This is a genomic window from Myxococcus sp. RHSTA-1-4 (assembly GCF_020037125.1).
Classification (GTDB): domain Bacteria; phylum Myxococcota; class Myxococcia; order Myxococcales; family Myxococcaceae; genus Myxococcus.
Genome location: NZ_JAIQDG010000013.1, coordinates 189,592 through 214,729, shown reverse-complemented (window position 1 = coordinate 214,729; position 25,138 = coordinate 189,592). Strand labels below are relative to the sequence as shown.

The following is a 25,138-nucleotide window of genomic DNA, read 5'->3' as shown; positions in this document are numbered from 1 at the left end:
AACAGCGCCAGAACGGAAAAGTCTCGGTGCGCTCATGAAGAAAATCGGCCCCCTCCCCTTCCACCCCCTCCCGCCGTGACCCCATCGCCCTCCGGTTCCACCCCCGTGTCCCAGGACCGCGTGCGCGCCATCGACTGGCTGCGCGGCATCGCGGTCCTGTTCATGATCCAGACCCACGCGCTGGCCCTGCTCACGCCGGAGCTGCGCAAGAGCCTCTGGGTGGGACGCCTGCTGAAGGTGGACGGGCTGGTGGCCCCCGCGTTCATCTTCTCCGCGGGCTTCGCCACGGCGCTGCTGATGGTGCGCAGCGCGGCCGGCGGAGTCCTCCGCGAGCGCGTGCGCCGCAACCTCCGCCGCATCGGCGAGGTGCTCGCCGTGGCCACGCTCGTCAACTGGGCGTGGTTCCCGCTGCTGCGCGAGCCGGTGTGGATCCTCCGGATGGACATCCTCCAGTGCGTGGGCGTGTGCCTGCTCATCGTGCTGCCGGTGGCCGCCGCCCTGGCCTCGCGCCCGCGCGCGCTGAGCGCGGTGTCCTTCGTGCTGGCCCTGGCCGTCTTCGCCGTGGCGCCGCTGGGAGAACTGGTACAGGGCCCCTGGGCCACGCTGACGAACAAGTCCTCCTTCGCGCCGTTCCCGCTGCTGCCCTGGCTGGGCTTCGCGTGGCTCGGCGCCTTCTCCGGGACGGTGGCCGGCGCGTGGGGCCGGGCGGGGCTCATCCGGGCGCTCGGGGTGTTGGGGGTCCTGGGCTTCGCGGGGATGGCGGCGGGGGACTTCCTCTACAGCCTGTATCCGCCGCACCGCTTCTTCGTCGCCAACCCCTCGAACTCGGCCGTGCGCTTCGCGTGGGTGTGCACCGTGCTGCTCGGGCTGCTGTGGCTGGAGGGCCGGGTCCCCGTGGGCGCGGCGCCATCACGGCTGCGGCGCTTCATCGAGGTGTTCGGCACCTCGTCACTGTCCGCCTACTTCTTCCACGAGATGCTGCTGTTCTACCGGATTGGCGGCGTCTTCTCCTTCCAGCGCTTCTGGGGTGACCGCAGTGGGTGGCTCCAGTTCTGGCTGCTGCTCGCCGTGCTCATCGGCCTCACCTGGGGGCTCTGCATCGTCACCGACCGCGTGGAGCGCGTGGTGAGGCCCGCGCTCCGGGCCGTGGTGGAGCGAGCGCGCGGCGGAGGCCGGAAGACGGAAGCGCCCGCGTCACGGCCCCGGGTCTGAACGGGGCGTGCGGCCGGCCGCTCCCCCGCCCTGACGCTCATGGATGCCCGGCCCCCGGCGGATGGAGGGCCAGCGGCCGGTCCACCCGCCTCATCGTCCCGGTTGCGTCCCGGCCCCGGAATGCGCTGCCTCCATGCAGGAGGGCGGCGAATTGCGGGAGCGCCCTACCATCAGGGAGGAGCCATGTCCCTCGCAAGGTTCTGCCGGAAGACTGTCGCCGTCATCCAGCCGTCGCAGAGCATCGCCGAGGCCGCCGAGGCGATGCGCAACCGCCACGTGGGCGCGCTCGTCGTGGTGGAGGATGACCTCCGTCCGGTGGGAATGCTGACGGACCGGGACGTCGTCACCCGCGTGGTGGCCGCGCGAAAGGACGCCACCGCCGTCTCCGTGGCCGAGGTCATGACACCCCAGCCCGTCACCGCTCGCGTGGAGGACTCGCTCGACCGCACCCTCTTCACCATGCGGCAGCAGGGCGTCAGGCGCGTGCCCATCGTCGACGCGCACGGGCGTGTCGCGGGGCTGGTGTCACTGGACGATGTGCTGGTCCTCCTGGCCGCCGAGCTGGACCAGACCGCCGCCGCCGTGCGCGACAACCAGGGGCCCTGACGGCTTCGGGCCCCCTCGCCCCGCGGGGCAGGCTCAGTGCCCGCCAGCCGACAGCTTGTCGAACGCGGCGATGACCTCCGGGGGCGCCTGCACCAGTTCGATCAGCACGCCCTCGCCGCTGAACGGGAACTGCTCGTTGCCCTTGGGGTGCACGAAGCAGATGTCGAAGCCCGCCGCGCCCTTGCGGATGCCGCCCGGGGCGAAGCGCAGGCCCTGCGCCTCCAGCCACTTCACCGCGCCGGGCAGGTCGTCCACCCACAGGCCCACGTGGTTGAGCGGCGTCTCGTGGACCCGGGGCTTCGCCTCGGGGTTGATGGGCTGCATCAGGTCCACCTCCACCTTGAAGGGGCCCGCGCCGGCGGTGACGATGTCCTCGTCCACGTTCTCACGCTCGCTGCGGTAGGTGCCGTGGGGCGTCAACCCCAGCAGGTCCACCCAGAGCTTGCGGAGCGGGCCCTTGTCGGCCCCGCCGATGGCGATCTGCTGCACTCCCAGGATGCGGAACGGTCTCGCGGTCTGCATGGGGCGTCACCCTGCCAAACGGGCCCTGCCCAGACAAGGACGGCGGTGCCCCCTGGTCCGGTGCGAGAAAAAATTCACGGGAATAGACCCGATTTCGAGGGTCATGCGTTTCGAGCCGACGACCTACCTGTCGTCCTTGGAGACCGCATGACGCCGACCTCCCTGAAGCGCCGCCTTTCCCTGTGGGGAAGTGCCCTTCTCGTCACCTGCACGCTGCCGGGCTGCATGAAGCAACTGGCCCCGGAGGAGGGCTCCGACGCCCAGGTCCGGGCCACGTCGGAGGCGCGGCCGGCCCAGAAGGCGGACAAGACGGTCGACTTCGACGACGAGATTGTCGAGGGGGAGCTGGCGGCTCCCGAGCCCGCTCAGGCGCCCTCCAGGCCCATGGCCACCGGCGCCGCTGGCGCGGCCCCTGGTGACATGCCGATGGCCCTGGCGGAGCCCATGATGGCCCCGCCCCCGCCGTCCTCGCCGGCCCCGGAGATGAAGCGCCGCGAGGCGCCCGCGAAGGCCGTGGTCGGCCCGCGCATCGCGGGGATGCCAGCCCCGAAGGACGGCATGGACGCGGCGGACCTCGCCTCCTCCGAGCGCGGCAACAGCTTCGAGGCGTGGAAGCCCAACCTCTTCATCGAGACGGCGAAGGACCCGCTGTCCACCTTCGCCGCGGACGTGGACACCGCGTCGTACACGGTGGCCCGCCGCTACCTCGTCCAGGGCAACCTGCCGCCCGCCTCCGCCGTGCGCGTGGAGGAGTTCGTCAACTACTTCAAGTACCGCTACGCCCCGCCGGAGACCGGCGCCTTCACCGTCCACCTGGAGGGCGCGCCCTCCCCCTTCGACTCCAAGCGCCACTTCGTGCGCGTGGGCGTGCAGGGCAAGGTCGTCTCGCGCTCGCAGCGCAAGGCCGCGCACCTGGTCTTCCTCGTGGACACCAGCGGCTCCATGAACTCGCAGGACAAGCTGCCGCTCGCGAAGGAAGCCATCAAGATCGCCGTCAAGAACCTCAACGAGAACGACACGGTGGCCATCGTCACCTACGCGGGCTCCACGCGTGACGTGCTGCCGCCCACGCCGGCCACCGACGTGAAGCGCATCCACGCCGCGCTCGACTCGCTCCAGTCCGGCGGCGGCACCGCGATGGGCTCGGGCATGGAGCTGGCCTACCGCCACGCCGTGAAGAAGGCGTCCGGCAGCGTGGTGTCCCGCGTCGTGGTGCTCACCGACGGTGACACCAACATCGGCCCCAACCTGGGCGCCGAGTCGATGCTGGAGAGCATCCGCAAGTACGTGGCCGAGGGCGTCACCCTCACCACCGTGGGCTTCGGCATGGGCAACTACCGCGACGACCTGATGGAGAAGCTCGCGGACAAGGGCAACGGCAACTGCTTCTACGTGGACAGCTACAAGGAGGCGAAGAAGGTCTTCGAGACCCAGCTCACCGGCACCCTGGAGGTCATCGCCAAGGACGTGAAGCTCCAGGTGGAGTTCAACCCGGTGGCCGTCCGCCGCTACCGCCTGCTGGGTTACGAGAACCGCGATGTCGCCGACAACGACTTCCGCAACGACAAGGTGGACGCGGGCGAGATTGGCGCCGGCCACAACGTCACCGCGGTGTACGAGGTGGAGCTGACGGGCGACACGAAGGAGCCCCTGGCCACGGTGCGCGTCCGCGCCAAGGCGCCCAACGGCACCGAGGCCGCCGAGCAGGCCTTCCCCTTCGAGCGCTCCAAGCTGCGCCAGTCGCTGGAGGCCGCGTCGCCGGACTTCCGCTTCGCCGTGGCCGTGGCGTCCACCGCCGACATCCTCCGCGGCAACCCGGCCGCGGAGAGCTGGAGCCTGATGACCGCGCAGAAGCTGGCCGAGGGCGCCGCCAGCGGTGACGCCGACCGCAACGAGTTCGTCCGGCTCGTGACGCAGGCCCGCGCGCTGATGGGCGCGTCCGCCCGGGGGCACTGAGGCGCGAAGCACGGCTTCAGGGAATCAGCGGGGTGGAAGGTCCGGAGTCTCCGGGCACCTTCCACCCCGTTGCCGTTTCCGGAGTACACACCCGCCGCCGAATCACCGCGCCCGGGGAGAGAGGACGGCGTGGACGCAGACCGCGCTGACGGGCTTCAGGTCCTTCACGCGCACGTCACGGACGGTGTAGCCGTGGGCCTCCAAGGTCCTGGGCGTCGCCTCCGCCCAGGGCCGGACCTTCGCCTCCAGCGGCGGCTGGTGGAACAGGTACAGCGCACCTCGAGGGCCCAGCACCGCACGCAGGGCGTCCAGTGAACGCGCCGGGTCCTTGCGCAGCAGCTCCACGTTCACGGCGAACACCTTGTCGAAGCGCGCGCCGCCGAAGTCCGCGTCCTCCAGCGACACGGCCTCCAGGGTGGCCCGTCCCGATGCGAGGTGCTCGCGGTTGCGCCGGCGCGCCTGGGCAATCATCGCGGCCGAGCGATCGATGGCATGGATGCGCCCGGTGCGCAGCCGCTCACATACCAGTGAAACCGCGACGCCCTGCCCGCAGCCCACCTCGAGCAGCCGGTCCGCGGGGCGGACCTCCAGGGTCTCCACTGCCCATACGAGTCGTGCCGAGGCCGGGTTCATGGGGCTCGCAGTGTAGCGCCCCGCGCCAGTCCCGCTCAGGCGCGCTCGAAGATCAGCACGTACTGGTGTGGGAGATCCCGCTCGCCGACCTTCTTGTACCCGGCGGCGGCCATCTCCTCGTTGACCTTCTCCGGTGCGAGCTTGTGCTCCTTGCGGGGGCCGAGCGGGGAATCGACCTTGAAGTCCACCACGATCACCCGGGCGCCAGGGCGAAGTGAGCCCGCGAGCTTCCGGAAGTACTCCGGGCGCTCGCCGATGTGGTGGTACGTGTCGACGAGGAGCACGCGGTCCACCTGCTCCGGAATCTTCGCGTCGGAGGGCTCACCCAGCACCGCCTTGATGTTGCTCAGGCCCTCCTTCCGCGCGCGCTCGTCGAGGTAGCGAACCATGTCCGGCTCGATGTCCACGCCGTACACCGTCGCATCGGGATGAGCCCGGGCAATCCGCACCGGGAAGTAGCCCGTCGCCGCGCCGATGTCCGCGACCTTGCCCCCGTGAGGGATTTCCATCGCGGCAATCACCACGTCGGGCTTCTGCCACGCGTCGCGCTCAGGGTCCTCGAAGCGCGCCGCCCACTGCTCGGCGTCCTCGAAGCGGTGCGCCGCGGAGCCGCCGTGGTGATGCCCCTCCCCCGCCTGCTGATGATGCCCTTGTTCCGGTGGGGGCTGCGCCGCGGTCTGCGAGGCACAAGCGGAGACGACGAATGCCAGGGACACGAGAAGAGGGATTCGCATGTCCCCGGGAATAGCGCATGTCGAAGTGCAACAGCCACCCGTTTGGTGGTGGCCGCGCAGGACGCGAGGTCCACCCACGGGTGCTACGCGTTGGGGCGAACCATGGAGACCTCGTAGCGCCGGGTGATGATCTTGCCCGAGGCCTCGGTGCCCGCGCGGAACATCTTCCCCGTGGAGTCGTCCACGTAGAAGCGGTTGTTGGGGTTGGCGTCCGAGCCCTTGTCGGTGTGCCGCGTGCCCGGATCATGGAAGGTGTAGTACGTGCGCCCCTGCGCATCCTGGCCCTTGCCCGTGATGACCACGAAGTGGTCCGTCAGCCCGTCCGCGTTGTAGGACGCGTCCTTGTGGCTCACGCCCACCACCACCGGCTTCCCCGCGCTCAACTGCGAATCGATGTAGCTGCGCCCCTCCCTCGCCTTCTCGGGGTTCACGGTGATCTGCCCGAGGCCGTTCTCGCTCGTGGCGACCTGGATGCGCTTGTCGGGGCCCGTCACCCTCGCGCCCGTGGCCGCCGCCATCGCGGTGGCCGCCTTGAAGCATGAGGTATCCCCCGGCGTGAAGCCGTGGCCCGCCTCGTACTGACTATAAAAAGGCACCTGGACCGTCTGTGCACGGGACGCGCTCGGTGCCGTCGGTGCCGGCGGCGCCGGCGAGGCAGCGGGCGCTCCCCCCGTCCGCTCCTTCGCGAGCATGGCGAGGGCGTCCCTGGCCTCCTGCACGAAGCGGTCGGCCACGCCCTTCTGCACCTTCGGCGAGCTCCCCTGGAAGTGGACCAGCACGCCCTTTTCGTCGCGGCGGCCCCGCTCGGCGTAGACGGACTGGATGAGCTCCTCATCGCTCACCTGGGACGGGGAGCGCCCCTTGAGCGCGGCCTTGAAGATGTCATCCGCGCCGTGGGGACCATGCTGGACCGCCGTGGACCAGACCACGTCGCGCAGCGCCTTCGAGCGTGCGCCGACGTCCAACCCCAGCTTCTCGTGAAGCTCACCCGCCGCGACCTCGTAGTACTTCCCCTGGACGGCGTCGTGCTGGGCCTCGAGAAAGCCCTGGGGGTCCTTCCGTGCCAGCTCCTTCCAGGCCGCATTGAACTCCTCCGTGGCGGGCTTCTTGCCCGCGAGCGCCTGGTAGAACTGCGGGTGGGAGTCCTTCAAAGACGCCACGAACCGGTTCACCGAGCCGGACGTCGATTCGAACTGATAGGCGCCATAGGAGACGCCGCCCTTGTCCCCCTTGCCGGAGGACACCGTTGCAGGGTTCCCATTGGATTCGTGCCGGCGGCTCAGGCTGCCCAGCTCCTCTCCCACCGGCGCCCGCGTCGGGGTGAAGGAGTCCTCTCCGGCCGAGGGGCCGAGCGCCCTGCCGGAGCGCTGGGTTTGCTGGGTGTCGAAGCGATCCGGGAGCTTGAGGAGCTGCCCCTCGCGGATGCGGTCCGCATTCTGGATGTTGTTGGCCTTGGCCAACGCGGCCACGGTGACGCCGTTATTACGTGCAATGGTGGAAAGGGTGTCGCCGCTGCGAACGCGGTGACTGCTGACGGAACTCATCTGGGCCTCCTGTTAAGCGCCTCTCCACCAGTCACGTGAGCCCGAAAAAAGTCGCATGTGAATCCCGCGCACGTGGTCGCTTGCGAGCGAACGCTCGTTCCTATAGAGGCCCCTGCGAGCCATGCCTGCATCGCATGACACCTTCGAGCAGGCCCTTCAGTTCGCCGTCCAGCGGGGACGGACGGCCTGGCCGGGGCTGGCGCTCCCTCCCGAGGAGTTCCGCCGGTACCTGAGCGCGAAGCTCCCCCACGAACGGCTCGCGCGCTCCAGTGATGCCGGGCTGCCGGTCGAGGACCTGTACCTGGTCTGCGCCTGCCTCCACGGAGTGAAGGGGGCGCTGGAGGAGCTGGAGCGGGTGCTGGAGCGGGCCGCCCTCGAGGCCCGGCGCGTGGATGGCTCCCAGGGCTTCGTCGACGAGGTCCGGCAGCTCCTCCGGATCCGGCTGCTCGTGCCCGAGGGAAGCCGCCCGCCACGGCTGAACGAATACTCGGGACGTGGCCCGCTGTTGCGCTGGCTCCGGGCCATGGCCGGAGGCGTGGCCCTCAACGCCGCGCGACAGACCCGCATGAACGTGCCACTGGATGACCTGCCCCTGTCGGCCATCCTGGGCGGCGGTGCCCCCGAGCTCGAGTGGCTGAAGGAGCGCTACCTGTCCGAGTTCCAGGCCGCGTTCCACGAGGCGCTGGCGACACTGGACGCCCGCGAGCGCAACCTGCTGCGGCTGAGCTTCGGGCAGGGGCTCGGCATCGACGCCCTGGGCACGATGTACCAGGTCCATCGCTCCACCGCGGCGCGCTGGCTCGTGCAGGTCCGGGAGCGACTGCTCGAGCAGACGCGGGCGGCGCTGTCCTCCCGGCTCCAGCTCGACAGGACCCAGCTCGACAGCGTGATGCGCGCCATCCAGAGCCGGCTGGTGGCCAGCGTGGAATCGCTTCTCGACTCGAAATGAGCTTCCCTCGCATGGATTGTCTGACGGAGAGCCAGCTCGCGGATCTCGCCTCGGGTGACGCGTCCCCCGAGGCGAGACACGACATCGACGTGCACCTGGACGGCTGCGCCGCCTGCCGCGCCCAGGTCGCCATCTACCTGGAAGCGGGTGAGCCGAGGACCGAGCCTTTCAACTGGGGAGAACAGCCCACGGACGTCCTCACGGAGCGCAGAACGCCATCACAAGGCACCTTCCTCCCCCGAGGTACGCGGCTGGGGCGGTACGTGGTCCAGGAGGTGCTCGGCCAGGGCGGGATGGGCGTCGTGTACGCGGCGTACGACCCACAGCTCGACCGGCAGATCTGCATCAAGCTGCTGCGTGCCACGGGGAAGGCCGCCTCGGAAGAGCTGCTGCGGGAGGCCCAGGCCGCGGCGCGGCCGTCCCACCCCCACGTCGTCACCGTGCACGACATCGGCGTGGAGGGAGAGCGCGTCTTCCTGACGATGGAGCGCGTGGAGGGGACAACGCTGCGGGGTTGGCTGAAGGAGCGCCCTCGCGGCGTCGAGGAGATCCTCTCCTTGTTCGAGCAGGCCGGTCAGGGACTGGCCGCCGCTCATGCGGTGGGGCTCGTGCACCGGGACTTCAAGCCGGAGAACGTCCTCGTGGACCGCAACGGCGTCGCCCGCGTCACCGACTTCGGGCTGGCGCGGCTCCTGTCCTCCGGTGCGCCACCGTCGCCGCACGAGCCGGCCCCGGAGGCGCCGGCAGTGAACACGGCGCGCGGCGAGATGACGCTGCGGCTCGCCTCCCGCGTCGAGGGAACACCGGGTTACGTGGCCCCCGAGCTCCTTCGCAGGGAACCCGCCAGCGTGCGCTCGGACGTGTACAGCTTCTGCGTGTCCCTGGACGAGGCGCTCAAAGAGCAGCCGCGCGCGTCCATTCCAGCGGGCGTCCACGCGGTGATCGCGCGGGGGTTGGCGGAGCACCCGGACGCCCGCTACGGCTCGATGGGGGACCTCCTGGCGGACCTCGCGCGAGCCCGCTCGGCGAGGCCCCCGAAGCGGCGCTTCGCGATGGGAGCCGCCGCGCTGCTGTTGCTGATCGCCGGCTCGGCCCTGGCGTGGCGGCTCTGGCACGGGCCGGCGCGGAGGGGCACGGCGGAGCGCCCGACGTTGGCCGTGCTGGCACTGGACAACCGCGCGCGTGCGCCCGAGCAGGCCTGGCTCGGGACGGTGCTCGGGGAGGCGCTCACCGCCGAGCTGTCCGCGGGCGCGGGATTCCGGCTCGTGTCTCCCCAGATGGTGGCCGACCTTCGCCTCCCCGTGACGCCGTCGACCGAGACGCTCCTCCGGCTGCAGGTCGCGACGGGAGCGGAGCTCGCGCTCTCCGGCGGTTTCCGGGTGACGGAGCGTGACTCGGGCGAGCTGCTCCAGGTCGAGCTGGTCCTCCACGACGCCGCCTCCGGAGCCGAGCTGGCACGCGTGAGCGAGTCGGGAGCCAGCGTGGGTGAGGTCCTGGAGCTGGCAAGGCGCGCGGGCAAGGCGCTGCGCGAGGAGCTGAAGCTGAAGGCGCTGACGGAGTCAGAGGCCCGGGAGGCCCGGGACGCCCTTCCGCGGGGAGCCGAGGCCGCGCGTCTCTACGCCGAGGGCCTCGCGGCCCAGCGCCGGCAGGCGGTGCAGGAGGCCCACGAGCTGTTCTCCCGGGCCGCCGAGGCCGAGCCCTCGCACCCCATGATTCACGCCGCGCTGGCCCGGGTGTCCTCCGTGCTGGGGTACAGCTCCGAGGCCAGGGCCTCGGCGGAGCGGGCCATCCAGCTCTCGGGAGGGCTTTCCCGGGAGGCCCGGCTGGCGCTCCAGGGGGAGGTGCTCTCCATTGCCAAGGCCTACCCCGAGGCAGTGAAGACCTTCAGCGCCCTGTGGACCTTCTACCCCGACAACCTGGACTACGGCCTGAGCCTGGCCCGCGCGCAGACCGAGGCGGGCCAGCCTCGGGACGCCCTGGCCACGCTCGAGCGGCTCCGCCAGCTTCCCCCTCCCGCGAACCAGGATCCTCGCATCGGCCTTCAGGAGGCGTCGACACGCCAGGACATGGGGGACTTCCGCGGCCAGCTCGAGGCCACCCGCCGCGGCGAGGCCCACGCGCGGCCGCTGGGAGACACCCGGGTGCTGGCCGAGCTTCTGTACTTCCAGGCCTGGGCCCTGTTCCAACTGGGGCAACTGGACGATGCGCGGGCCTCGCATCACCAGGGCCTGGAGACGTGCGAGCGGCTCCAGCTGGACGGGTGTCTCGCGAGGGGCGCGGACATGCTGGGCGCCATGGACTTCCAGCAGGGGCGGCTCGACGAATCCGCCGAGTCCCATCGGACGGCCGTCGCCCTCCAGCGGAAGATTGGCAACGTCCGAGGTGAAGAGCAGGCCCTGCACAACCTGGCGAACACCCTGAGGCGGAAGGGGGAGCTCACCGAGGCGTTGCAGATCCTGGAGCGTCTCGTGGAGGCCTCCGCGCGGCGCAGCGCCCCGAATGACGAGATGCGGGCACGTGGCAGTCTGGCCAATGTCCTGGTGGCCCTGGGAGAGCTGCCGGCGGCCGAGACCCAGCTCGAAAAGGCGCTGACGCTCGCGCGGAAGACGGGGGAGCGGCCCGGGCTCACCGCCACGTTGATCAACCTCGGCAACGTCCACCACGGGCGCGGAGAGCTGGCGCGCGCGGAGGAGCGCCTCGTCGAGGGACTGCGCCTCTGCCGCGAAGCGGGCCTGGACGTCTGCGGGGCCTACGCGCTCGCGGGCCTGGGAGGCGTCTACCGGGACCGGGGGGACGTTCCGCGTGCCCGGCAGCACCTGGAGGAAGCACTCGTCCTCTTCCACGAGGCCCAACGCCCCGGTGACGTCAACAACGCCCGCCTCATGCTGGCGCGGCTCGCGCTCGATGAGCGGAAGCCCGCAGTGGCGGAAGCGCTGGCGCGCGAGGGACAGCAATCCTTCACGGAGCAGAAGGCGCCCGAGGCCCTCGCGGAGGCCCATATGGTGCTGGGCCAGAGCCTGCTCGCCCGGAAGGACCTGGTGGGAGCCCGGGCCGAGCTCGACAAGGCCCGAGCCGTGGCCCAGTCCGACCTCCTCCGGCACCAGTTGACGGTGGTCGAGGCACAGCTCTGGACGGCATCGGGTGAGCCTTCCCGAGCGCTCGGCGCATTCCGGGAGGCGCTCCCCTTCTTCGAGGAGAAGGGACACGTGCTCCGGGGGCTCGAGGCGCGGCTGGCGCAGGCCCGGGCCCAGGTGGCCGCGGGGCGAACGGCCGACGGGACGGAGCTGCTGCGCGTCGTCGACCGCGAGGCGAAGGCCCGGGGCGCCGGGCGAATCGAGAGGCTTGCCCGCGCTCCAGGCCGCTAGCAAAACCCAGGACTCCGGAGACGGACTGCCTCATGACAGAGCCCTGGTCCGCGGAACACGTTGTCGACGCGGCGCTCGCGCGAAAACACCGCGGCCCATCCGTGTCCCTGGACGGGCCGCGTGCACGCTTCAGTTGCGCAGCATCTGGCGCGTGGCTTCCTTGAGCTGCTCCATCAGCTCCGGCTGGCGCAGCTCGGTCATGTCACTGCGGATGGCGGCGTTGAAGCTCCAGGGGTGGCTCGACAGATAGAAGAGCTTCTCCGCGCCACCCTGCTCCACCAGGAGCAGCTTCGCCTGGGTCTGCGCCTGGATGACGACCTTCATCCGGGTGCCCGCCTTCGCGTAGCGCGCCGTCAGCCCGGCGAGCGCCGGGCCCAGGTCGGCCTGGCCGAAGCCGGCGAACTGCCAGGTGCCCTCCAGCTTCGCCAGCCACATCACCAGCCGCGCCTTCCCGTTCACCAGCACCGGGAAGTACAGCTCGTCCATCGGCGTGAGCAGCGGGGTGATGGCCTTGCCCGGCGCGTACGCCTCCAGGCCCTTCGGGTCCAGCCGGTACGCCTCGATGGGCGCGCCCACCTGGAGCTTCTGCAGCTCACCGCGGTCCTGGATGCCGAACTCCGCGAGGCCCGAGGCCTCACGCTCCAGGATGCGCTGGACCTCCTTGAGGCCGAAGGCCACCTGCTCGTCGATGCGCGCCTTGTCGGCGTCGGCGGCGAAGGAGGGAGTGCCCGCCAGGAGCGCCAGGGCCACACACGTGGAAACGAAAGTCTTCATCGCGTTCATGGGATTCACCTGTCGTTGTCCGAGGGGACTACTTGCGGATGTTCCAGACGGTGTGCGTCCAGTTCCAGCTGCTGTTGCTCTTGAAGTACGTGTACGTCACCCAGGAGGAGGTGGAGCCCGTCCCCACCGGCAGCGGGTTGTTGTACTTGACGTACTGCCCCGCATCGTCCACGCCGCGCATCACCATGAGGTGGCCGCCACCGCTCGTCCAGCCGATGCGCGGGATGAAGGGCCGGTTGTACGTGTAGATGTCCGAGAAGGACTGGGCGAACGTCAGGGGCGCGTAGGCCACGGTGCACTGGTAGCCCATGCCTTGCAGACCCGTACACGTCTGGCCGATGGTGGACGTGGGCGAGTTGGGACAGGTCGTGGTGCCGAACTCCTTCTTCACGATGTCACACTGGGTCCAGTAGCTCTCGCCCCAGTACGTGGCAATCATGTCGATGGAGGCCGCGTGGCACCACTGGTCGTACTGCTGGCCGATGAGCGTCACCGGCCGGTCGACCCACGCGGCCGAGGCCGCGCCGGACAGCAGCAGGCTGGCGAGCAACATCTTCTTGTTGAGCATGGTTTCTCTCGAAGGAGGCTCTGGGCGCACAAGCGCGCCAGCCTGTTCTTATCCCTCGTCAAAACCATGACTCAATGTAATCTACGCAAAATCCGCATTCGCTACTCAACGACGAAGGTGGTGTGGTCCACCCCGGCGTTGCCGGTGGCGGGGTCGAACGCAATCACCGTGACTTCGTAGGCGCCCTTCTGCTGCACGGACAGCTCGCCCTCGAAGGTGCTGGTCTTCCCCGCGTACTTCAGGGGCACCTGGCTGAGCGGCTTGCCGTTGTGCTTCACCGTGGCCTGCAGCTCGTACCGGCTGGAGTCCCAGAGTCCCTTGGGCTCGGTGGGGCAGCCGCACATGAGCGTGAGGTTGGCGCGGAGGGGAATGGTGAGCTTCTTGTCGCCCGCGAGCTTGAGGAACTCGTGTGCGGAGGGGGCCAGCACATCCACCACGAAGCCGGGCAGCTCCAGGATGAGGCCATCACCCTCGAGGTGCTTGCCGGGCAGCAGCCAGAGCTGGGTGGTGCTGGTGGCGAGCGCCTGCCGCTGCGCCAGGGGCCCTGACACCTCCACCGTCACCAGCCGCGGCTCGGCGAGGTCCACCGTGGCGGTGAACTTCGCGGACGCCTCGTCCGCGAGCGGCGCGCCCCGGGCTTGCGGCTGCTTCATCAGCGTCTGGGTGTTGCCGGTAGAGCCGGCGGTGACGCCTCTGGCCAGCACCTGGCCGGTCTGGGTGTCCCGGACCACGACCTGCACGCCTCCCATCGACGTCCCGACGAACTTGCCGTCCCGGGCGCGAGCCCTCACCACCAGCCGCGTGTCGGTTGCCTGGGCCACCGTGGAGGCCAACAGCAGGGTCCAGAGGATGAGGCTCCGCATGACTTGCTCCTTTCAAAAAGGTTCCAGAACGTACTCCGCGATTTCCTTGGAGCCGAAAACGAATGGAGGGGATTCATCGCGGGCCGGACACCGGCGCCAGGAAGTGAATCCTCCCGGCGCCTCCCTGGCTCCAACAGGCACCACTTCTTTTCAGGAGCCTCCCGCCATGGCCAGCACCCAGGAACTCGTCGTCACCCTGCCCGGCGGCCGCCGCATCGACGCGCGCGTCGGCAACCACGTCATCCACACCGACCAGCCCGCCAGCCTCGGCGGCGAGGACAGCGCTCCGGCCCCCTTCGACGTCTTCCTCGCCGCCATCGGCACCTGCGCGGGCGTCTTCGTCCAGGGTTTCTGCGCCAAGCGCGGCATCCCCACGGAGGGCATCCGCCTCACGCAGCGGCAGGAGTACGGTGAGGACGGCACCTTGCGCGCCGTGGACCTGGACATCCACCTGCCCGAGGACTTCCCCGAGAAGTACCGCGGCGCCGTGGTGCAGGTCGCGGAGAAGTGCTCGGTGAAGAGGGCCATCGCCGCCCACCCGGAGTTCCGGGTCCGCGCCAGCGCTGGCTGAGGACACTGCCCTCCGGTGCAGGAGCCCCCGCCTCCAATCGCGGCGCCATTTGCGGGTATGATTCCGAGCGTATGCACCCACTCCGCTCCCAGTCCCGATTCCTCCTCCTCCCCCTGGCCGCCGCCTTCCTCGCCTGTGGCGGCTGCAGCGACGACCCGTCCGGCGGCGGAACGCCGCTGGGCGAGGAGCAGCAGGGCATCGCCACGTACTACGACGCCACCGGCGCCGGTAACTGCAGCTACGAGCCGAACGGCGACCTGATGGTCGCGGCCATGAACACGCCGCAGTACAACGGCAGCGCCGCGTGTGGCATGTGCGTGGACGTCCAGGGCCCCAAGGGCAGCGTCCGCGTGCGCATCGTGGACCGCTGCCCGGAGTGCGACACCGGCCACCTGGACCTGAGCCGCGAGGCGTTCGCGAAGATCGCCGAGATGCAGCAGGGCCGCGTCAGCATCACCTGGACGCCCGTGTCCTGCGACGTGGCCGGCAACCTCGAGTACCACTTCAAGAACGGAAGCAATCCGTGGTGGACCGCCATCCAGGTCCGCAACAGCCGGCTGCCCATCCAGAAGCTGGAGTGGCGGCGCGGCACCGGCGGCTGGAACAACATCCCCCGCGAGGACTACAACTACTTCGTCAACGATAGCGGCATGGGCGACGGCAGCTTCCAGCTCCGCGTCACCGCCTCGGACGGGCAGACGGTGGAGGACACCCTCCAGCGCGTGCTCGACAACGACTCCGCCGAGGGCGCCAGCCAGTTCCGCTGAGGCCCCACCCGGGCCTCCGGAGGTCACCGGAGGCCCTACCCGCCCGGCGGGACGGCCCTACCGCCGCAGCATGGAGCGCAGCAGCTCCAGGGCCTCCGTCACGTTCTGCCAGACCTGCAGTGACTTGACGCCCTCCCCTTCGCCCTGGATGGCGCGCCGCGAGGCCCGCTCCAGGGGGAGGAGCACGCCCTCCACGAGCTCAATCTGCCGGCTCAGCTCCGCCGGAGACGGCCCGGCGACGGCCGCCCGCTGGAGCGCCTCGGCGGGCACGTTGGCCGACACGTTCACCGGCCGCTCCGCCAGCGCGGCAATCGCCCGCGAGAGCTGCTCCATGTAGGGCCCGAAGTCCGGCGCGGGCGCCGCCACGGCCGGGGCCGCCGGCTGCGCCGCCTGCACCGCCACCCGCTCCGTGAGCGCCTTGAGGAGCTGAGCCAGGTGCTTCAGGTACGGCGTCAGGTCCGTGGCCGCCGCGGAAGCCTCGGGCGGTGGAGGCGGCGGCGCGGCCTTCACCTCGCGGCCCACCTTCGCCACCTCCAGCACCGCCTCGCGCAGGGACTTCAGGTGGGGCACCACCTCCGCCGCCGGGTCCGTGCCCTTGTCGCCGCTGGAGACCTGCGACGCCGCCTGCATCACCGCGTCCCGCACCGCGCCGAGCTGCTCCTCGATGCCGCCGAGCTGGCCGGTGACACGCGCCACGGGGTCGTCCTCCTTGCCCCCCATGCGCTTCACCCGGGCGAAGCCCTGCTTGATCTCCTCCCAGCGCTTCGCCTTCTCAGGCGTCAGCCGCCCGCGCATCTCCGCCAGCTTGAGCAGGTTCTGCTCCGCCGCCGTGGTGAGCGTCTGAGATTCGCCCTGGTAGTGGTCGTCGATGAGCCGCTCCAGCTCGTCGTCCGTCATCGCCGAGACAATCTTCTCGGACAGCTTGTTCATGTTGCGGTAGCTGCCCTGCAACTTGAACGCGGGCTCCGAGCGGAACCGCTCGTCCTGCGCCGCCGAGGCGATGTACTGGAGGTTCACCTTCAGCAGCACCGACTGCGTCCGGAACATGCGCTGGAGGACGGCGATGAGCTCCTGCAGCTCCGCCGCCGCGTAGCCGTACTTCAGCTCGCCCGCGGGCACCTCCTCGCCCTGCGCCATGCGGATGAGCCGGTGCGTGTCCCCGGGGTCTCTCGTGGCCAGCGGCGCCGTCACCGGGTTGGAGGTCAGCGCGTTCTCGATGTAGCTGAGCGCGAACAGGTGCTCCTTCCCGTCGAGGATGTCACCCAGGTTGTAGGTGTCCGCGCGGTTGGCGAGCATGTCTGGAATGCGGAAGCGCTCGCCCGTCTCCGTGTACGGGTTGCCCGCCATCACGACGCAGAACTTCTTGCCGCGAAGGTCGTACGTGCGAGTGCGGCCGTTCCACACGCCTTCAATCCGGCGCTGGCCGTCGCAGAGCGAGATGAACTTCTGGAGCAGCTCCGGGTCGGTGTGCTGGATGTCGTCGAGGTAGAGCATCACGTTGTTGCCCATCTCGAAGGACAGGTTGATGCGCTCCACCTCCTGGCGCGCCGTGGCGTTGGGGGCCTCGGCCGGGTCCAGCGACTTCACGGCGTGCCCCAGCGCGGGGCCGTTCACCTTGACGAAGGTGAGGCCCAGCCGGCTGGCCACGTACTCCATCAACGTCGTCTTGCCGTAGCCCGGCGGCGACATGAGCAGCAGCATGCCCATGCGGTCCGTGCGCTTGCCCTCCCCCGCCGCGCCGAGCTGCTTCGCGAGGTTGGCGCCGATGAGCGGCAGGTACACCTCGTCGATGAGCCGGTTGCGCACGAACGAGCTGAGCACCTTCGGCGTCAGCTCCTCCAGCCGCAGCTTGCGGCGCTCGCGCTCCAGCAGGTCGCGCAGCAGCGCGCGGTAGGCCTGGTACTGGGGCACCCGCATCTGCCGGAACTCGCCCAGGCGCGACAGGAACTCGTCCAGCCGCAGCGCCAGCTTCCGGTCCTGGATGCGCGGGTGGCTGCCCAGCAGGTTCGTCACCTCGGTGGCCGTCAGCGCGCCCGCCGGCTCGCGGTCCAGCTTGCGCTCGGTGAGCAGCAGCACCGCCGTCTCCAGCGCCACGTGCGCCCACGCACCGGGGCCCTCCTCGCGCTTCGTCAGGTACGCGTCCACCCACGCGCGGGCAATGCGCAGCCGCGAGGACAGGTCCTTCTCCAGCCCGCGAAGGTCGTCCTCGAAGGCCGAGCGCGTCCCCTGCCTGTCGAGCTGCCCGAGGAACAGGTCCTTCAGCGCCAGGGCCTCGCCGCTGGTGGTGAAGCGCGGACGCTCCACGCCCAGCTCCTCCACGAGGTAGCGGCCCGCCTGCCGCGCCTCCGCGGGCGAGTGCGCCACGCCGTGCGAGGTGAGGAACGCGGCCACGCGCTCACCCAGCTCGGTGCCCAGCTCGGACATGCCGTCCACGGAGGCGAACGTGGCGCGCAGCCGGGCGAAGCTGCGCGCGCGCCGGTGGAACAGGCCCCGGCCCGCCTCGTCCGCGTCGAAGGTCCAGTACAGCGCCGCCCAGGCGCGGGGCACCGGGGCGAAGCGCAGGAGGCCCGCGCCCTGGTGCAGCCCCAGCAGCTTCTCCAGCAGGGCCGCCGCGTCCGCGTCGTGCACGCCGCGCTCGTAGCCCTCGTCGAAGCGATCCGCCGCGTACTTCCGAACCTGCTCCAGCAGCGTGCCGCCCACCGCGGCCTCGTGCAGCGCCGTCAGCGACAGGCCGCCCTTCCCGTCCTCCGCGTCCCCGAGGATGCAGGCGGCCAGGTACTCGGAGCGGTACACGTCGCGCGACTCGGAGACGAGGTGCTGCTCCCAGAGGCCGCGGTACTTCAGCAGCTCCGCGTCCTCCACCTTCTGCGCGTAGTCCGTGCCGGTGAGCTGGAGGTACAGCTCGCCGTCGCGCGGCACCAGCGTCAGCTCCAGCGGCTGCGTGTTGACGTTGAAGCGGTACTGGCCCAGCTTGATGAGCGCGTCGCCGTCCGCGAACAGGTCCTGCCTGTCGCGCAGCGCGCGCAGCGCGTCCTGCTTCGCCGACTTGACGCGGGAGAGCACCTCGTCCGCGCGCACGCTGTCCTGCAGCTCCATGAGCTGCTCGGCGAGCTGCCGCAGCTTCTGGATCATCGCGTCCGACGCGAAGTAGCCGTTCAGCTCGTCGTCCGTCTTGAACGACTTCGCCCGGCGCTGCACGCCCTGGAGGATGCGCTCCGCGGCGCTGAAGAGTCCCTGCGCGCGGCGCTGGCGCTCGTCCACCAGCGACTGCTTCCGGGCGCCGAACGCCTCCAGCAGCTCCTCTCGCTTCGTGGTGATCTGCCCGAGGAACTCGTCGAACTCGCCGAAGCGGCCCTCCAGCTCCTCCAGCAGCACCGTGAGGCGGGACAGCGCCTCGTCACAGCGCTCCGGCGTGTCCGCCTGCGTCAGCGCGCTTTCGATGCTCTGCCCCAGCAGCTTGAACTGGGCGCCGAACTCGGCGCGCTTCTCGCGGCCGGACAGCTCCTTGCGCTTCGCCCCCAGGCTGGCGCGCACCCGGTTGAGGCGGCTGAACAGCTCGGAGATGCCCTCCAGGATGCGCGCGCGGGCCAGCGGGTCTCCCACCTGGAGCCCGCCCACCACCTCGCCCAGCACCTCCAGGCCATGGGCCGTCTTGTCCACGTCCTCGCCCAGCGGCGCCAGCTCCGCCGTCGTCTGCACCGGGTCCAGCTTCGCCAGCAGCTCGTCCAGGCGCGTGGCCAGCGGCTGGAGCGCCTCGCCCTTCTGGAGGAAGTCCACGCAGGCCGCGCTGGCCTTGTCGGACGCCTCCACCACCGCCGCTTCCAGGGCGTCCACCCGCCCCAAATCCATGTAGCGGATGTCCTTCAGGGTAATCAGGTGGCCGCGCTGCTTGCGCAGGTCCGCCAGGGCCTGCATGAAGGCCTCGGCGCTGTTGAGCTGCTCGGGCTGCACGCGCAGCAGCAATTCCTCCTGCGTCTTCACCGCCTCCGCCAGCGACTCGGTGGCGCGCTTCTGGAGCGTGAGGACCTTCTCGAACTCGTCGATGATGAGCTCGGAGGTGCGGCGCAGCGCCTCGATGGGCTCCTGCAGCCCCGTCTCCGCGTGGCCCAGCCAGTAGTACGCGTCCAGCGCGCGGGTGGCCGCGGCCACCAGGTCCTCGTAGGTGCGCCGCGTGGGCTTGTCCGTCTTCGCGATGCGCTGGAGCGTCAGCGCGTCGGAGATGCCGCGCACCAGCTCCGCGTTGCCCACCTTGCCCAGGTACCCCGGGGCCGGGGGCGTGGCCGCCGCGTGCTCCGCGGAGACGAAGGGCGTCTGCCACACCTGCATGGGGTGCACGCGGGTGGGCTCGTTGGACGTGGCCCGGAAGATGACCAGCCGCCCGTCCGCGAAGAGGCTCATGCCATGGCCGACGAGGGGGTTCTGCACCTCCTTGCGCACCAGGTTGTACGGGAAGAGCACGTAGGAGCCCTCGTCGCGGCGGTGGAAGACGTACAGCACGTCCTCCCCGTTGGGCGAGCGGATGGCCCGCTTGAACTCCATGCCCTCACTGGCCGCGGCGCCGTCGAAGACCTTGTAGTCCCCCGTCTGGAGGTAGTAGCCGCCCGGGAAGACGATGCCCTGGTCCTCCGGCAGCCGCACGCAGGCCTGGCCGATGGCGTCGATGCGCACCACGTGCTGCGTGCGCGAGTTGAAGACGAGGTAGCGGTGCGCCTTCTCCCGGAACGGCAGCACCCGCAGCAGGATGAGCGTGCCCACCTGGGCCCAGGCGATCTCCGCGTCGTCGAGCGACTGGTCCGGGTCGTCCACCGGCTCGCTGTAGATGCCCATGCCGGTGGAGGTGTTGTCCTCCACCTTGATGGTGAGGTCGCCCTTCACCGTCTCCACGAACACCTGGTCCAGCACGTTGACGTGCGGATGCTGGCCGGTGACGTAGTTCTCACGGGTGGCCACCGTCCACTCGAAGTCGTGGGACGGCGGGAAGACGTGGTCTCTCTCGCCCTGGTTGTCCAGGTAGGTGGCGCGGCCCTCCACGTCCACGCTGAAGCGGAAGACCTTGATGTCGCGCAGCGACTGGCCCGTCTGGAAGATGGCCAGCAGGCGCGAGTCCAGCCTGCGGATCTGCAGGAGCTTCGCGTCCTTGTAGTACTTGTAGAGCTCGCCGAAGTCCTTCACGAAGCGCGGGTCCGCGAGGAACCCGCCGGCCTCGGTGTTGGGCACGGTGGAGAAGTCGAAGCCCTCCCCGGTCTTCACGAAGCGGTGCAGCGAGAAGACGTCGGACACCGACGTCTCCTTCTTCAGCCCGATGAAGACGTTGTATCCAAAGAGGAGGTACTCCCCGATGGCGGCGATGTCGCGCGGGACGCAGTTGTTCTCCGTGCGCACCCGCTCGTTGCCGATGACGGACAGCTCCGTGCCGCCAAAGAGCGCCTTGCGGCGCGCATTGAGGTCCGTGGCCTTCGCGCCCAGCGCGTCCGCCTGCGACAGCAGCCGCGTCCGGATGACCTCGTAGCTGCCGCCTTCCAGCGCCGCCTCGCCCGTCGTGGGCGCCGCGCCCTTGCCACCGTCAGTTGCCATGGATGTTCACCGGAAGAAGCGTAGACCCCCGCCCCGGCCCCTCTCACGAAGGGCGGAGTCACCCCCTGGGGGACGCCGGGGCGAGGGTCGTCGTACCCACCCGCCGCCACCGCTTCGTGCGCGGTGGCGGCCCTTGCTGCCCCTCTAGCCCTGCTTCTCGGACGCCGGCCGGCCGTCGTCGCCCACCAGCGCCTTGAGGTTGGCGGTGCTCGCCGCGGCGGGGCTGGACGCCATCTTGTGCAGCAGCGCGGCCACGGCCAGGTTCTGCGCGTCGCCGCTCAGGCCCGGCTTGGAGAGGATCTCCTTCAGGTCCGCCGGCAGGTCCTTCTCGCCGTTGAGGTAGCCGCCCAGCGCCTTCTTGAGGACCTCGCCATGCTCCATGGCGCCGTCCACCGCGTTGCCGAAGGAGACGGCCTTGACGAAGCGCTCGAAGAACTGGCCGTCGCCGCCGACAATCTGGAACTTCGCGTTGGCGAACGCCTTGGCCAGCACCTCGGCCTGGGCCGCGGCGATGTCCTTGCGCACGCGGATGGACTCCAGCTCCACGTCGCGCTCCTTCTGGAGGCGCAGGCGGAACTCCTCGTGCTCCTTGCCGACGCCATCCATGAGCTTCATGGAAGCGGCCTTCTCCGCGAGGCCCCGGGCCTCGGCGAGCAGCTTCTCCTGGATGGCCGCGGCCTCCGCGAGCTGCTTCTCCTTGACGGCGATGGCTTCCGCCTCGCCGCGCTTCTGGATGGCCACCGCCTCGGCCTCCTGGATGCGGGCGCGGGCCATGCCCTTCTCCTGCTCACCCGCGGCCTCCGCCAGCAGCCGCTCGCGGATGATGGCCGCCTGGGCGTGGCCCTGCTTCTCGATGGCGCCGGCCTCGGCCTCCTTCACGCGCACCTGCGCCATGCCGAGCTTCTCGGTGGCCTGCGCGTCCGCCTCCTTCACGCGGACCTCGGCCAGGCCCTCCGCGGCGGACTCGGCCTGGATGCCCTCGGACAGGCGGACCTTCGCCTTGGCCGTCTTGTCGGCGGCCTCCAGCTCGGCCTCGGCCAGGGTGAGCTTCTCCTTGGCGGTGAACTTGGCCACCTCGTTGCTGGCCTCGGCCGCCTTGATGTCCTTGACCAGCTTCTCCTGCGCCTGGGCCTCGGCGGTGATGAGCAGCGCGTCCTTCTTGCGCGTGGCCTCGGCCTTCACGCGCAGGTCCTTGATGCGCTCCTCCTCCTCCGCCACCGTCTTCTCCACGGCGATGCGGGCGCGCACCACGTCGGCGATGGCCTTCTTCTCGGCCTCCAGCGCCTTCTCCTTGTTGATGCGCTGCAGCTCCGTCTCGCGCTCGCGGTTGATGGCCTCCAGGGCGCGGTCCTTCTCCACGCGCTCGGACTCCACGCCCACCACGCGCTCGCGGTTCTTCTGGGCCACCTCGACCTGGCGGGACTTGTTCTGCTCGTTGATGAGGATCTCCTCCTCGGCCTTGATGCGCGCCAGCTGGGCCTTGGCGTACTCCTCCTGCTTCACGCGCTCGGCCTCGGCCGTCTCGCGCGCCTGGATGGTTTCAATCTCCCGCTTCTGCTTCGCGGCGGCCTCTTCACGCTGGCGCTCGAGGGCGAAGATGGCCTCGTCCGCCTCGACGTTGCGCTTGGTGACGGCCATGCGCTCGTCCTGGCGCAGCTCGTTGGTGAAGACGTTCTGCTTCGTCGTCAGCTCGGTGATCTTCCGGATGCCCTCGGCGTCGAGGATGTTGTCCTTGTCGAGCATCTCGACGGGGGTCTGCTCCAGGTAGTCGATGGCGCAGTCCTCGAGCATGTAGCCGTTGAGGTCGCGGCCGATGACGCGGACCACCTCGTCCTTGATGTCCTCACGCCGGGTGTAGAGCTCCACGAAGTCGAAGCTCTTGCCCACCGTCTTGAGGGCCTCGGAGAACTTGGCCTCGAAGAGGTTCTCCAGCGTCGTCTGGTCGGACGCGCGGGCGCAGCCGATGGACTGCGCCACCTTGAGCACGTCCTCGCGCGTCTTGTTCACGCGCACGAAGAAGGTGACCTTGATGTCCGCGCGGATGTTGTCCTTGCAGATGAGGCCTTCCTTGCCGCGACGGTCGATCTCCACCGTCTTCAGGGCGATGTCCATCACCTCGGCCCGGTTGATGATGGGAAACACCACCGCACCGGTGAAGGTGACGAGCGGCTCGCTCTTCAGCGTGTTGACGATGAGCACCTTGCCCTGGTCCACCTGCCGGTAGAGCCGGACGATGGTGAGCAGGACGCCTCCGAGTAGGACGGCGCCGACGACGATGGCGGCGAGCACAGTGAAATGATCCATGGCCATTCCTGAAAAGTGATGACAGCGGGCCTTGTATCAGGCGCCGGAGGTCCCCCGCAAAAGCCCCTCCAGCGGCGAATTCCAGGCCGCCTCCCCTCGGGCGGCCCGTGCACTTCAGCCTCGTGATTTCACCCGCGCGAGCGCCGCGGCCTTGGCCGGGTCTCGCAGTTGCTCCAGCTCTTCCGGCACCAGCCAGTCCACCGGCTCCACCTCGTAGACGTCGCGCGTGGCGTCGTACGAGAGGATCAGCGCCGGCTCTCCCCGCTTCAGCCCGTTGGGCTTGGAGCAGACGACGTTGAGGATGACACCCGCGCCGCCGTCCTCGAAGGTGGCGTGGCCGTTCCGGTCCGTCACGCTGCCGCTGGAGATGGTGCACACCCTGCCCATCAGCGAGTCACGCCCGGGCGCCTTCTTCGCCACGAAGACGGGCCGCAGCGGGCGGACGGCGAAGCCCGCGGCCACCGTGCCCACCATGAAGCACAGCAGGCCCAGCACCGCGCTGATCATCCACGCGGGCAGCGCCGCTCCCAGCGCCGCGTGCGCCGGCAGGGCGCTCGCCACCGACAGGAACCAGGAGAAGAAGGAGACCAGGCTCACCGACACCGTGAGCGGGATTCCGGCGAAGCCCAGCGCGGACAGGATGCCGCCGTCCACATGGGCGTCGTGGTCATGCGCGCCCAGCGCCTTGCCGCCGCCCTCGATGGCGCCACCCAGCGCCTTGCCACCACCCTCGATGGCTCCGCCCAGCGCCTTGCCACCGCCTTCGATGGCTCCGCTCAAGGCCTTGCCGCCGGCCTCGAAGTCGAGGTTGCCGTCCAGCAGGTCGATGCCGACCGCGCCGATGATGACGAACAGCCAGTACGTCAGCACCACGCCCAGGGCGATGGTGAAGATGGCCGTCGGGAAGGCGAGGATGGCGGTGAGGAAGGAGTCCATGCGGCTTGGGCCGGGACTCTAAACGACCGGCATTCCCGGTGAAAATGTGCCCAGGCGCTTTTCCGGCCTTTTCCCGGGCAGGCGTCCAGGCGGCGCCTGCGTTGCCGAGAGGCCCGGGGCCGGGTGGACGAAAGCCGCCCACCCGGGACGGAACCGCTCAGGCCGGGACGACCTCGACCACGCTCGGCGGCATGGTGGTGGGAGAGATGCGGGCAATCTTCAGCCCCGCCTTCCGCAGCAGCTCCGCGTACTCCGCCTCGGTGCGCTCCTGCCCGCCCACGAGGACGAGCATCGCCATGTCATAGAGGTTGCCGAAGTGCATGGCGTTGTCGCCCGGCAGCACCGTCTCCACGATGAGCAGCCGCGAGTCCGGGCGCATGGCCTCGCGGATGTTGGTGAGGATTCGCTGGGCCTTCCCGTCGTCCCAGTCGTGGAGGATCTGCGACAGGATGTAGATGTCCTGGCCCGGGGGAATCGAGGCGAAGAAGTCGCCGTCGACGACGTCGCAGCGGTCCGCGAGGTTCATCGAGGCGAGCCGCTCGCGGGCCTCCTTCGCGACGTGGGGCATCTCGAAGATGGTGCCCCGGGCGAGCGGGTGGGCTCCGAGGATATGGGACATCAGCGTGCCGGTGCCGCCGCCCACGTCCATGATGCGCTTCGCGGAGGAGAAGTCGTACGCGTTCACCACCGCCGGCGCGTTGAGCGTCTGGTACGCGGCCATGCTCCCGTTGAAGATGGCGGCGTCCTCGGGATGCGTGGACATGTAGTTGAAGAACGAGGTGCCCATGAACTTCTCGACCGAGGGCAGGCCCGTCTCCAGCGACGTCTTCAGGTCGCCCCACGCCTGCCAGGACAGCAGGTGGCCGTGCGCCCTCAGCGAGCCGTAGACCGAGCCCGGGTTGTCCTTGCGGAGCATGGCGCCCAGCTCGGTGAGCCCCCAGCGCTGGGTGCCCTCGTCCTTCACCAGCACGCCCAGCCCGCTCAGCAGGCGGAGCATGCGGCGGAGCGAGGGAGCGTGGGTGCCGCTCGCCGCCGCGAGCTCCTCCACGGTCTTCGGGTCGTCACCAATGGTGTCCGCGATGCCCAGCTCGGCCATGATCTGCAGGCATCGGGAGACCCAGAAGCCGTACACCATCTGGGTCATGATGAGGGCCGAAGGAGGCGGAGTGTTCGACGGTCGGGGGTGTTGGCTCATGAAGTCCTTCTTAGGGGGTGAAGGAACGGCATCGTTGGAACCTAAAAGGTAGGCTG

General features: G+C 69.9%; 18 protein-coding genes. 7 read left to right on the top strand and 11 right to left on the bottom strand.

Going from position 1 to position 25,138, the window contains the following annotated elements:
• Positions 1–105: 105 nt before the first annotated feature.
• Positions 106–1,212: a heparan-alpha-glucosaminide N-acetyltransferase domain-containing protein gene (locus K8638_RS19405; RefSeq protein WP_223756046.1), complete on the top strand. Its 1,107-nt coding sequence runs from the start codon at positions 106–108 to the stop codon at positions 1,210–1,212.
• Between the two features lie 183 nt (positions 1,213–1,395).
• Positions 1,396–1,818 (top strand): CBS domain-containing protein, encoded by a 423-nt coding sequence (locus K8638_RS19400; protein WP_223756045.1) that lies wholly within the window; start codon positions 1,396–1,398, stop codon positions 1,816–1,818.
• A 33-nt stretch (positions 1,819–1,851) separates the two neighbouring features.
• Here the strand turns inward: K8638_RS19400 and K8638_RS19395 are convergent, their stop codons facing one another.
• Entirely contained in the window at positions 1,852–2,340 is a 489-nt protein-coding gene (locus K8638_RS19395; protein WP_223756044.1) for a VOC family protein, read from the bottom strand.
• Positions 2,341–2,487: 147 nt separating this feature from the next.
• Between K8638_RS19395 and K8638_RS19390 the strand changes: the two genes are divergently transcribed.
• Complete coding sequence (locus tag K8638_RS19390; protein WP_223756043.1) at positions 2,488–4,296, top strand: von Willebrand factor type A domain-containing protein; 1,809 nt, start codon at positions 2,488–2,490, stop codon at positions 4,294–4,296.
• A 102-nt stretch (positions 4,297–4,398) separates the two neighbouring features.
• On the opposite strand, the gene K8638_RS19385 is transcribed toward K8638_RS19390, so the two are convergent.
• The 3 genes from K8638_RS19385 to K8638_RS19375 form a co-directional block, all read right to left on the bottom strand.
• Positions 4,399–4,896 (bottom strand): class I SAM-dependent methyltransferase, encoded by a 498-nt coding sequence (locus K8638_RS19385; RefSeq protein WP_223756042.1) that lies wholly within the window; start codon positions 4,894–4,896, stop codon positions 4,399–4,401.
• Positions 4,897–4,964: 68 nt separating this feature from the next.
• A complete protein-coding gene (locus tag K8638_RS19380; RefSeq protein ID WP_223756041.1) occupies positions 4,965–5,663 on the bottom strand; it encodes a class I SAM-dependent methyltransferase in 699 nt (232 codons plus the stop codon).
• A gap of 83 nt (positions 5,664–5,746) precedes the next feature.
• Positions 5,747–7,207 (bottom strand): LysM peptidoglycan-binding domain-containing protein, encoded by a 1,461-nt coding sequence (locus K8638_RS19375; RefSeq protein ID WP_223756040.1) that lies wholly within the window; start codon positions 7,205–7,207, stop codon positions 5,747–5,749.
• A 121-nt stretch (positions 7,208–7,328) separates the two neighbouring features.
• Here K8638_RS19375 and K8638_RS19370 point away from each other — a divergent pair, with 121 nt between their 5' ends.
• Both K8638_RS19370 and K8638_RS19365 read left to right on the top strand, forming a co-directional pair.
• A complete protein-coding gene (locus K8638_RS19370; protein WP_223756039.1) occupies positions 7,329–8,156 on the top strand; it encodes a hypothetical protein in 828 nt (275 codons plus the stop codon).
• An 11-nt stretch (positions 8,157–8,167) separates the two neighbouring features.
• Positions 8,168–11,521, top strand: a complete 3,354-nt coding sequence (locus K8638_RS19365; protein WP_223756038.1) for a serine/threonine-protein kinase — start codon at positions 8,168–8,170, stop codon at positions 11,519–11,521.
• A 129-nt stretch (positions 11,522–11,650) separates the two neighbouring features.
• On the opposite strand, the gene K8638_RS19360 is transcribed toward K8638_RS19365, so the two are convergent.
• The 3 genes from K8638_RS19360 to K8638_RS19350 all read right to left on the bottom strand — a co-directional run bounded on the left by K8638_RS19360 (position 11,651) and on the right by K8638_RS19350 (position 13,735).
• Positions 11,651–12,295 carry a hypothetical protein gene (locus tag K8638_RS19360; protein WP_223756037.1) on the bottom strand — a complete coding sequence of 215 codons (645 nt, stop codon included), beginning with the start codon at positions 12,293–12,295 and terminating at the stop codon, positions 11,651–11,653.
• Between the two features lie 37 nt (positions 12,296–12,332).
• Positions 12,333–12,872, bottom strand: coding sequence for a papain-like cysteine protease family protein (locus K8638_RS19355; protein ID WP_223756036.1), 540 nt, complete (start codon positions 12,870–12,872; stop codon positions 12,333–12,335).
• Between the two features lie 101 nt (positions 12,873–12,973).
• A complete protein-coding gene (locus K8638_RS19350; protein ID WP_223756035.1) occupies positions 12,974–13,735 on the bottom strand; it encodes a hypothetical protein in 762 nt (253 codons plus the stop codon).
• 166 nt (positions 13,736–13,901) lie between these two features.
• Between K8638_RS19350 and K8638_RS19345 the strand changes: the two genes are divergently transcribed.
• Together K8638_RS19345 and K8638_RS19340 are read left to right on the top strand one after the other, a co-directional pair.
• Complete coding sequence (locus K8638_RS19345) at positions 13,902–14,306, top strand: OsmC family protein (protein WP_223756034.1); 405 nt, start codon at positions 13,902–13,904, stop codon at positions 14,304–14,306.
• A 71-nt stretch (positions 14,307–14,377) separates the two neighbouring features.
• On the top strand, positions 14,378–15,073 hold the full coding sequence (locus K8638_RS19340) for an expansin EXLX1 family cellulose-binding protein (RefSeq protein ID WP_223756033.1): 696 nt from the start codon (positions 14,378–14,380) through the stop codon (positions 15,071–15,073).
• A gap of 57 nt (positions 15,074–15,130) precedes the next feature.
• Here the strand turns inward: K8638_RS19340 and K8638_RS19335 are convergent, their stop codons facing one another.
• The 4 genes from K8638_RS19335 to K8638_RS19320 all read right to left on the bottom strand — a co-directional run bounded on the left by K8638_RS19335 (position 15,131) and on the right by K8638_RS19320 (position 25,082).
• Positions 15,131–20,647 (bottom strand): DNA repair ATPase, encoded by a 5,517-nt coding sequence (locus tag K8638_RS19335; RefSeq protein WP_223756032.1) that lies wholly within the window; start codon positions 20,645–20,647, stop codon positions 15,131–15,133.
• A 144-nt stretch (positions 20,648–20,791) separates the two neighbouring features.
• Positions 20,792–22,957 carry a hypothetical protein gene (locus tag K8638_RS19330; RefSeq protein WP_223756031.1) on the bottom strand — a complete coding sequence of 722 codons (2,166 nt, stop codon included), beginning with the start codon at positions 22,955–22,957 and terminating at the stop codon, positions 20,792–20,794.
• A gap of 108 nt (positions 22,958–23,065) precedes the next feature.
• The gene (locus K8638_RS19325; protein WP_223756030.1) at positions 23,066–23,887 is read right to left on the bottom strand and encodes a hypothetical protein; all 822 of its coding nucleotides are present in this window, start codon (positions 23,885–23,887) and stop codon (positions 23,066–23,068) included.
• Between the two features lie 157 nt (positions 23,888–24,044).
• Complete coding sequence (locus K8638_RS19320) at positions 24,045–25,082, bottom strand: acetylserotonin O-methyltransferase (protein WP_223756029.1); 1,038 nt, start codon at positions 25,080–25,082, stop codon at positions 24,045–24,047.
• Positions 25,083–25,138 lie beyond the last annotated feature (56 nt).

Bases quoted from the DNA above. Each gene is read 5' to 3' on its own strand.
- K8638_RS19395 (WP_223756044.1), bottom strand. From the start codon at position 2,340: ATGCAGACCGCGAGACCGTTCCGCATCCTGGGAGTGCAGCAGATCGCC.
- K8638_RS19320 (WP_223756029.1), bottom strand. From the start codon at position 25,082: ATGAGCCAACACCCCCGACCGTCGAACACTCCGCCTCCTTCGGCCCTC.
- K8638_RS19355 (WP_223756036.1), bottom strand. From the start codon at position 12,872: ATGCTCAACAAGAAGATGTTGCTCGCCAGCCTGCTGCTGTCCGGCGCG.
- K8638_RS19360 (WP_223756037.1), bottom strand. From the start codon at position 12,295: ATGAAGACTTTCGTTTCCACGTGTGTGGCCCTGGCGCTCCTGGCGGGC.
- K8638_RS19380 (WP_223756041.1), bottom strand. From the start codon at position 5,663: ATGCGAATCCCTCTTCTCGTGTCCCTGGCATTCGTCGTCTCCGCTTGT.
- K8638_RS19350 (WP_223756035.1), bottom strand. From the start codon at position 13,735: ATGCGGAGCCTCATCCTCTGGACCCTGCTGTTGGCCTCCACGGTGGCC.
- K8638_RS19370 (WP_223756039.1), top strand. From the start codon at position 7,329: ATGCCTGCATCGCATGACACCTTCGAGCAGGCCCTTCAGTTCGCCGTC.
- K8638_RS19340 (WP_223756033.1), top strand. From the start codon at position 14,378: ATGCACCCACTCCGCTCCCAGTCCCGATTCCTCCTCCTCCCCCTGGCC.
- K8638_RS19335 (WP_223756032.1), bottom strand. From the start codon at position 20,647: ATGGCAACTGACGGTGGCAAGGGCGCGGCGCCCACGACGGGCGAGGCG.
- K8638_RS19325 (WP_223756030.1), bottom strand. From the start codon at position 23,887: ATGGACTCCTTCCTCACCGCCATCCTCGCCTTCCCGACGGCCATCTTC.
- K8638_RS19365 (WP_223756038.1), top strand. From the start codon at position 8,168: ATGGATTGTCTGACGGAGAGCCAGCTCGCGGATCTCGCCTCGGGTGAC.
- K8638_RS19400 (WP_223756045.1), top strand. From the start codon at position 1,396: ATGTCCCTCGCAAGGTTCTGCCGGAAGACTGTCGCCGTCATCCAGCCG.
- K8638_RS19345 (WP_223756034.1), top strand. From the start codon at position 13,902: ATGGCCAGCACCCAGGAACTCGTCGTCACCCTGCCCGGCGGCCGCCGC.
- K8638_RS19330 (WP_223756031.1), bottom strand. From the start codon at position 22,957: ATGGCCATGGATCATTTCACTGTGCTCGCCGCCATCGTCGTCGGCGCC.
- K8638_RS19390 (WP_223756043.1), top strand. From the start codon at position 2,488: ATGACGCCGACCTCCCTGAAGCGCCGCCTTTCCCTGTGGGGAAGTGCC.
- K8638_RS19375 (WP_223756040.1), bottom strand. From the start codon at position 7,207: ATGAGTTCCGTCAGCAGTCACCGCGTTCGCAGCGGCGACACCCTTTCC.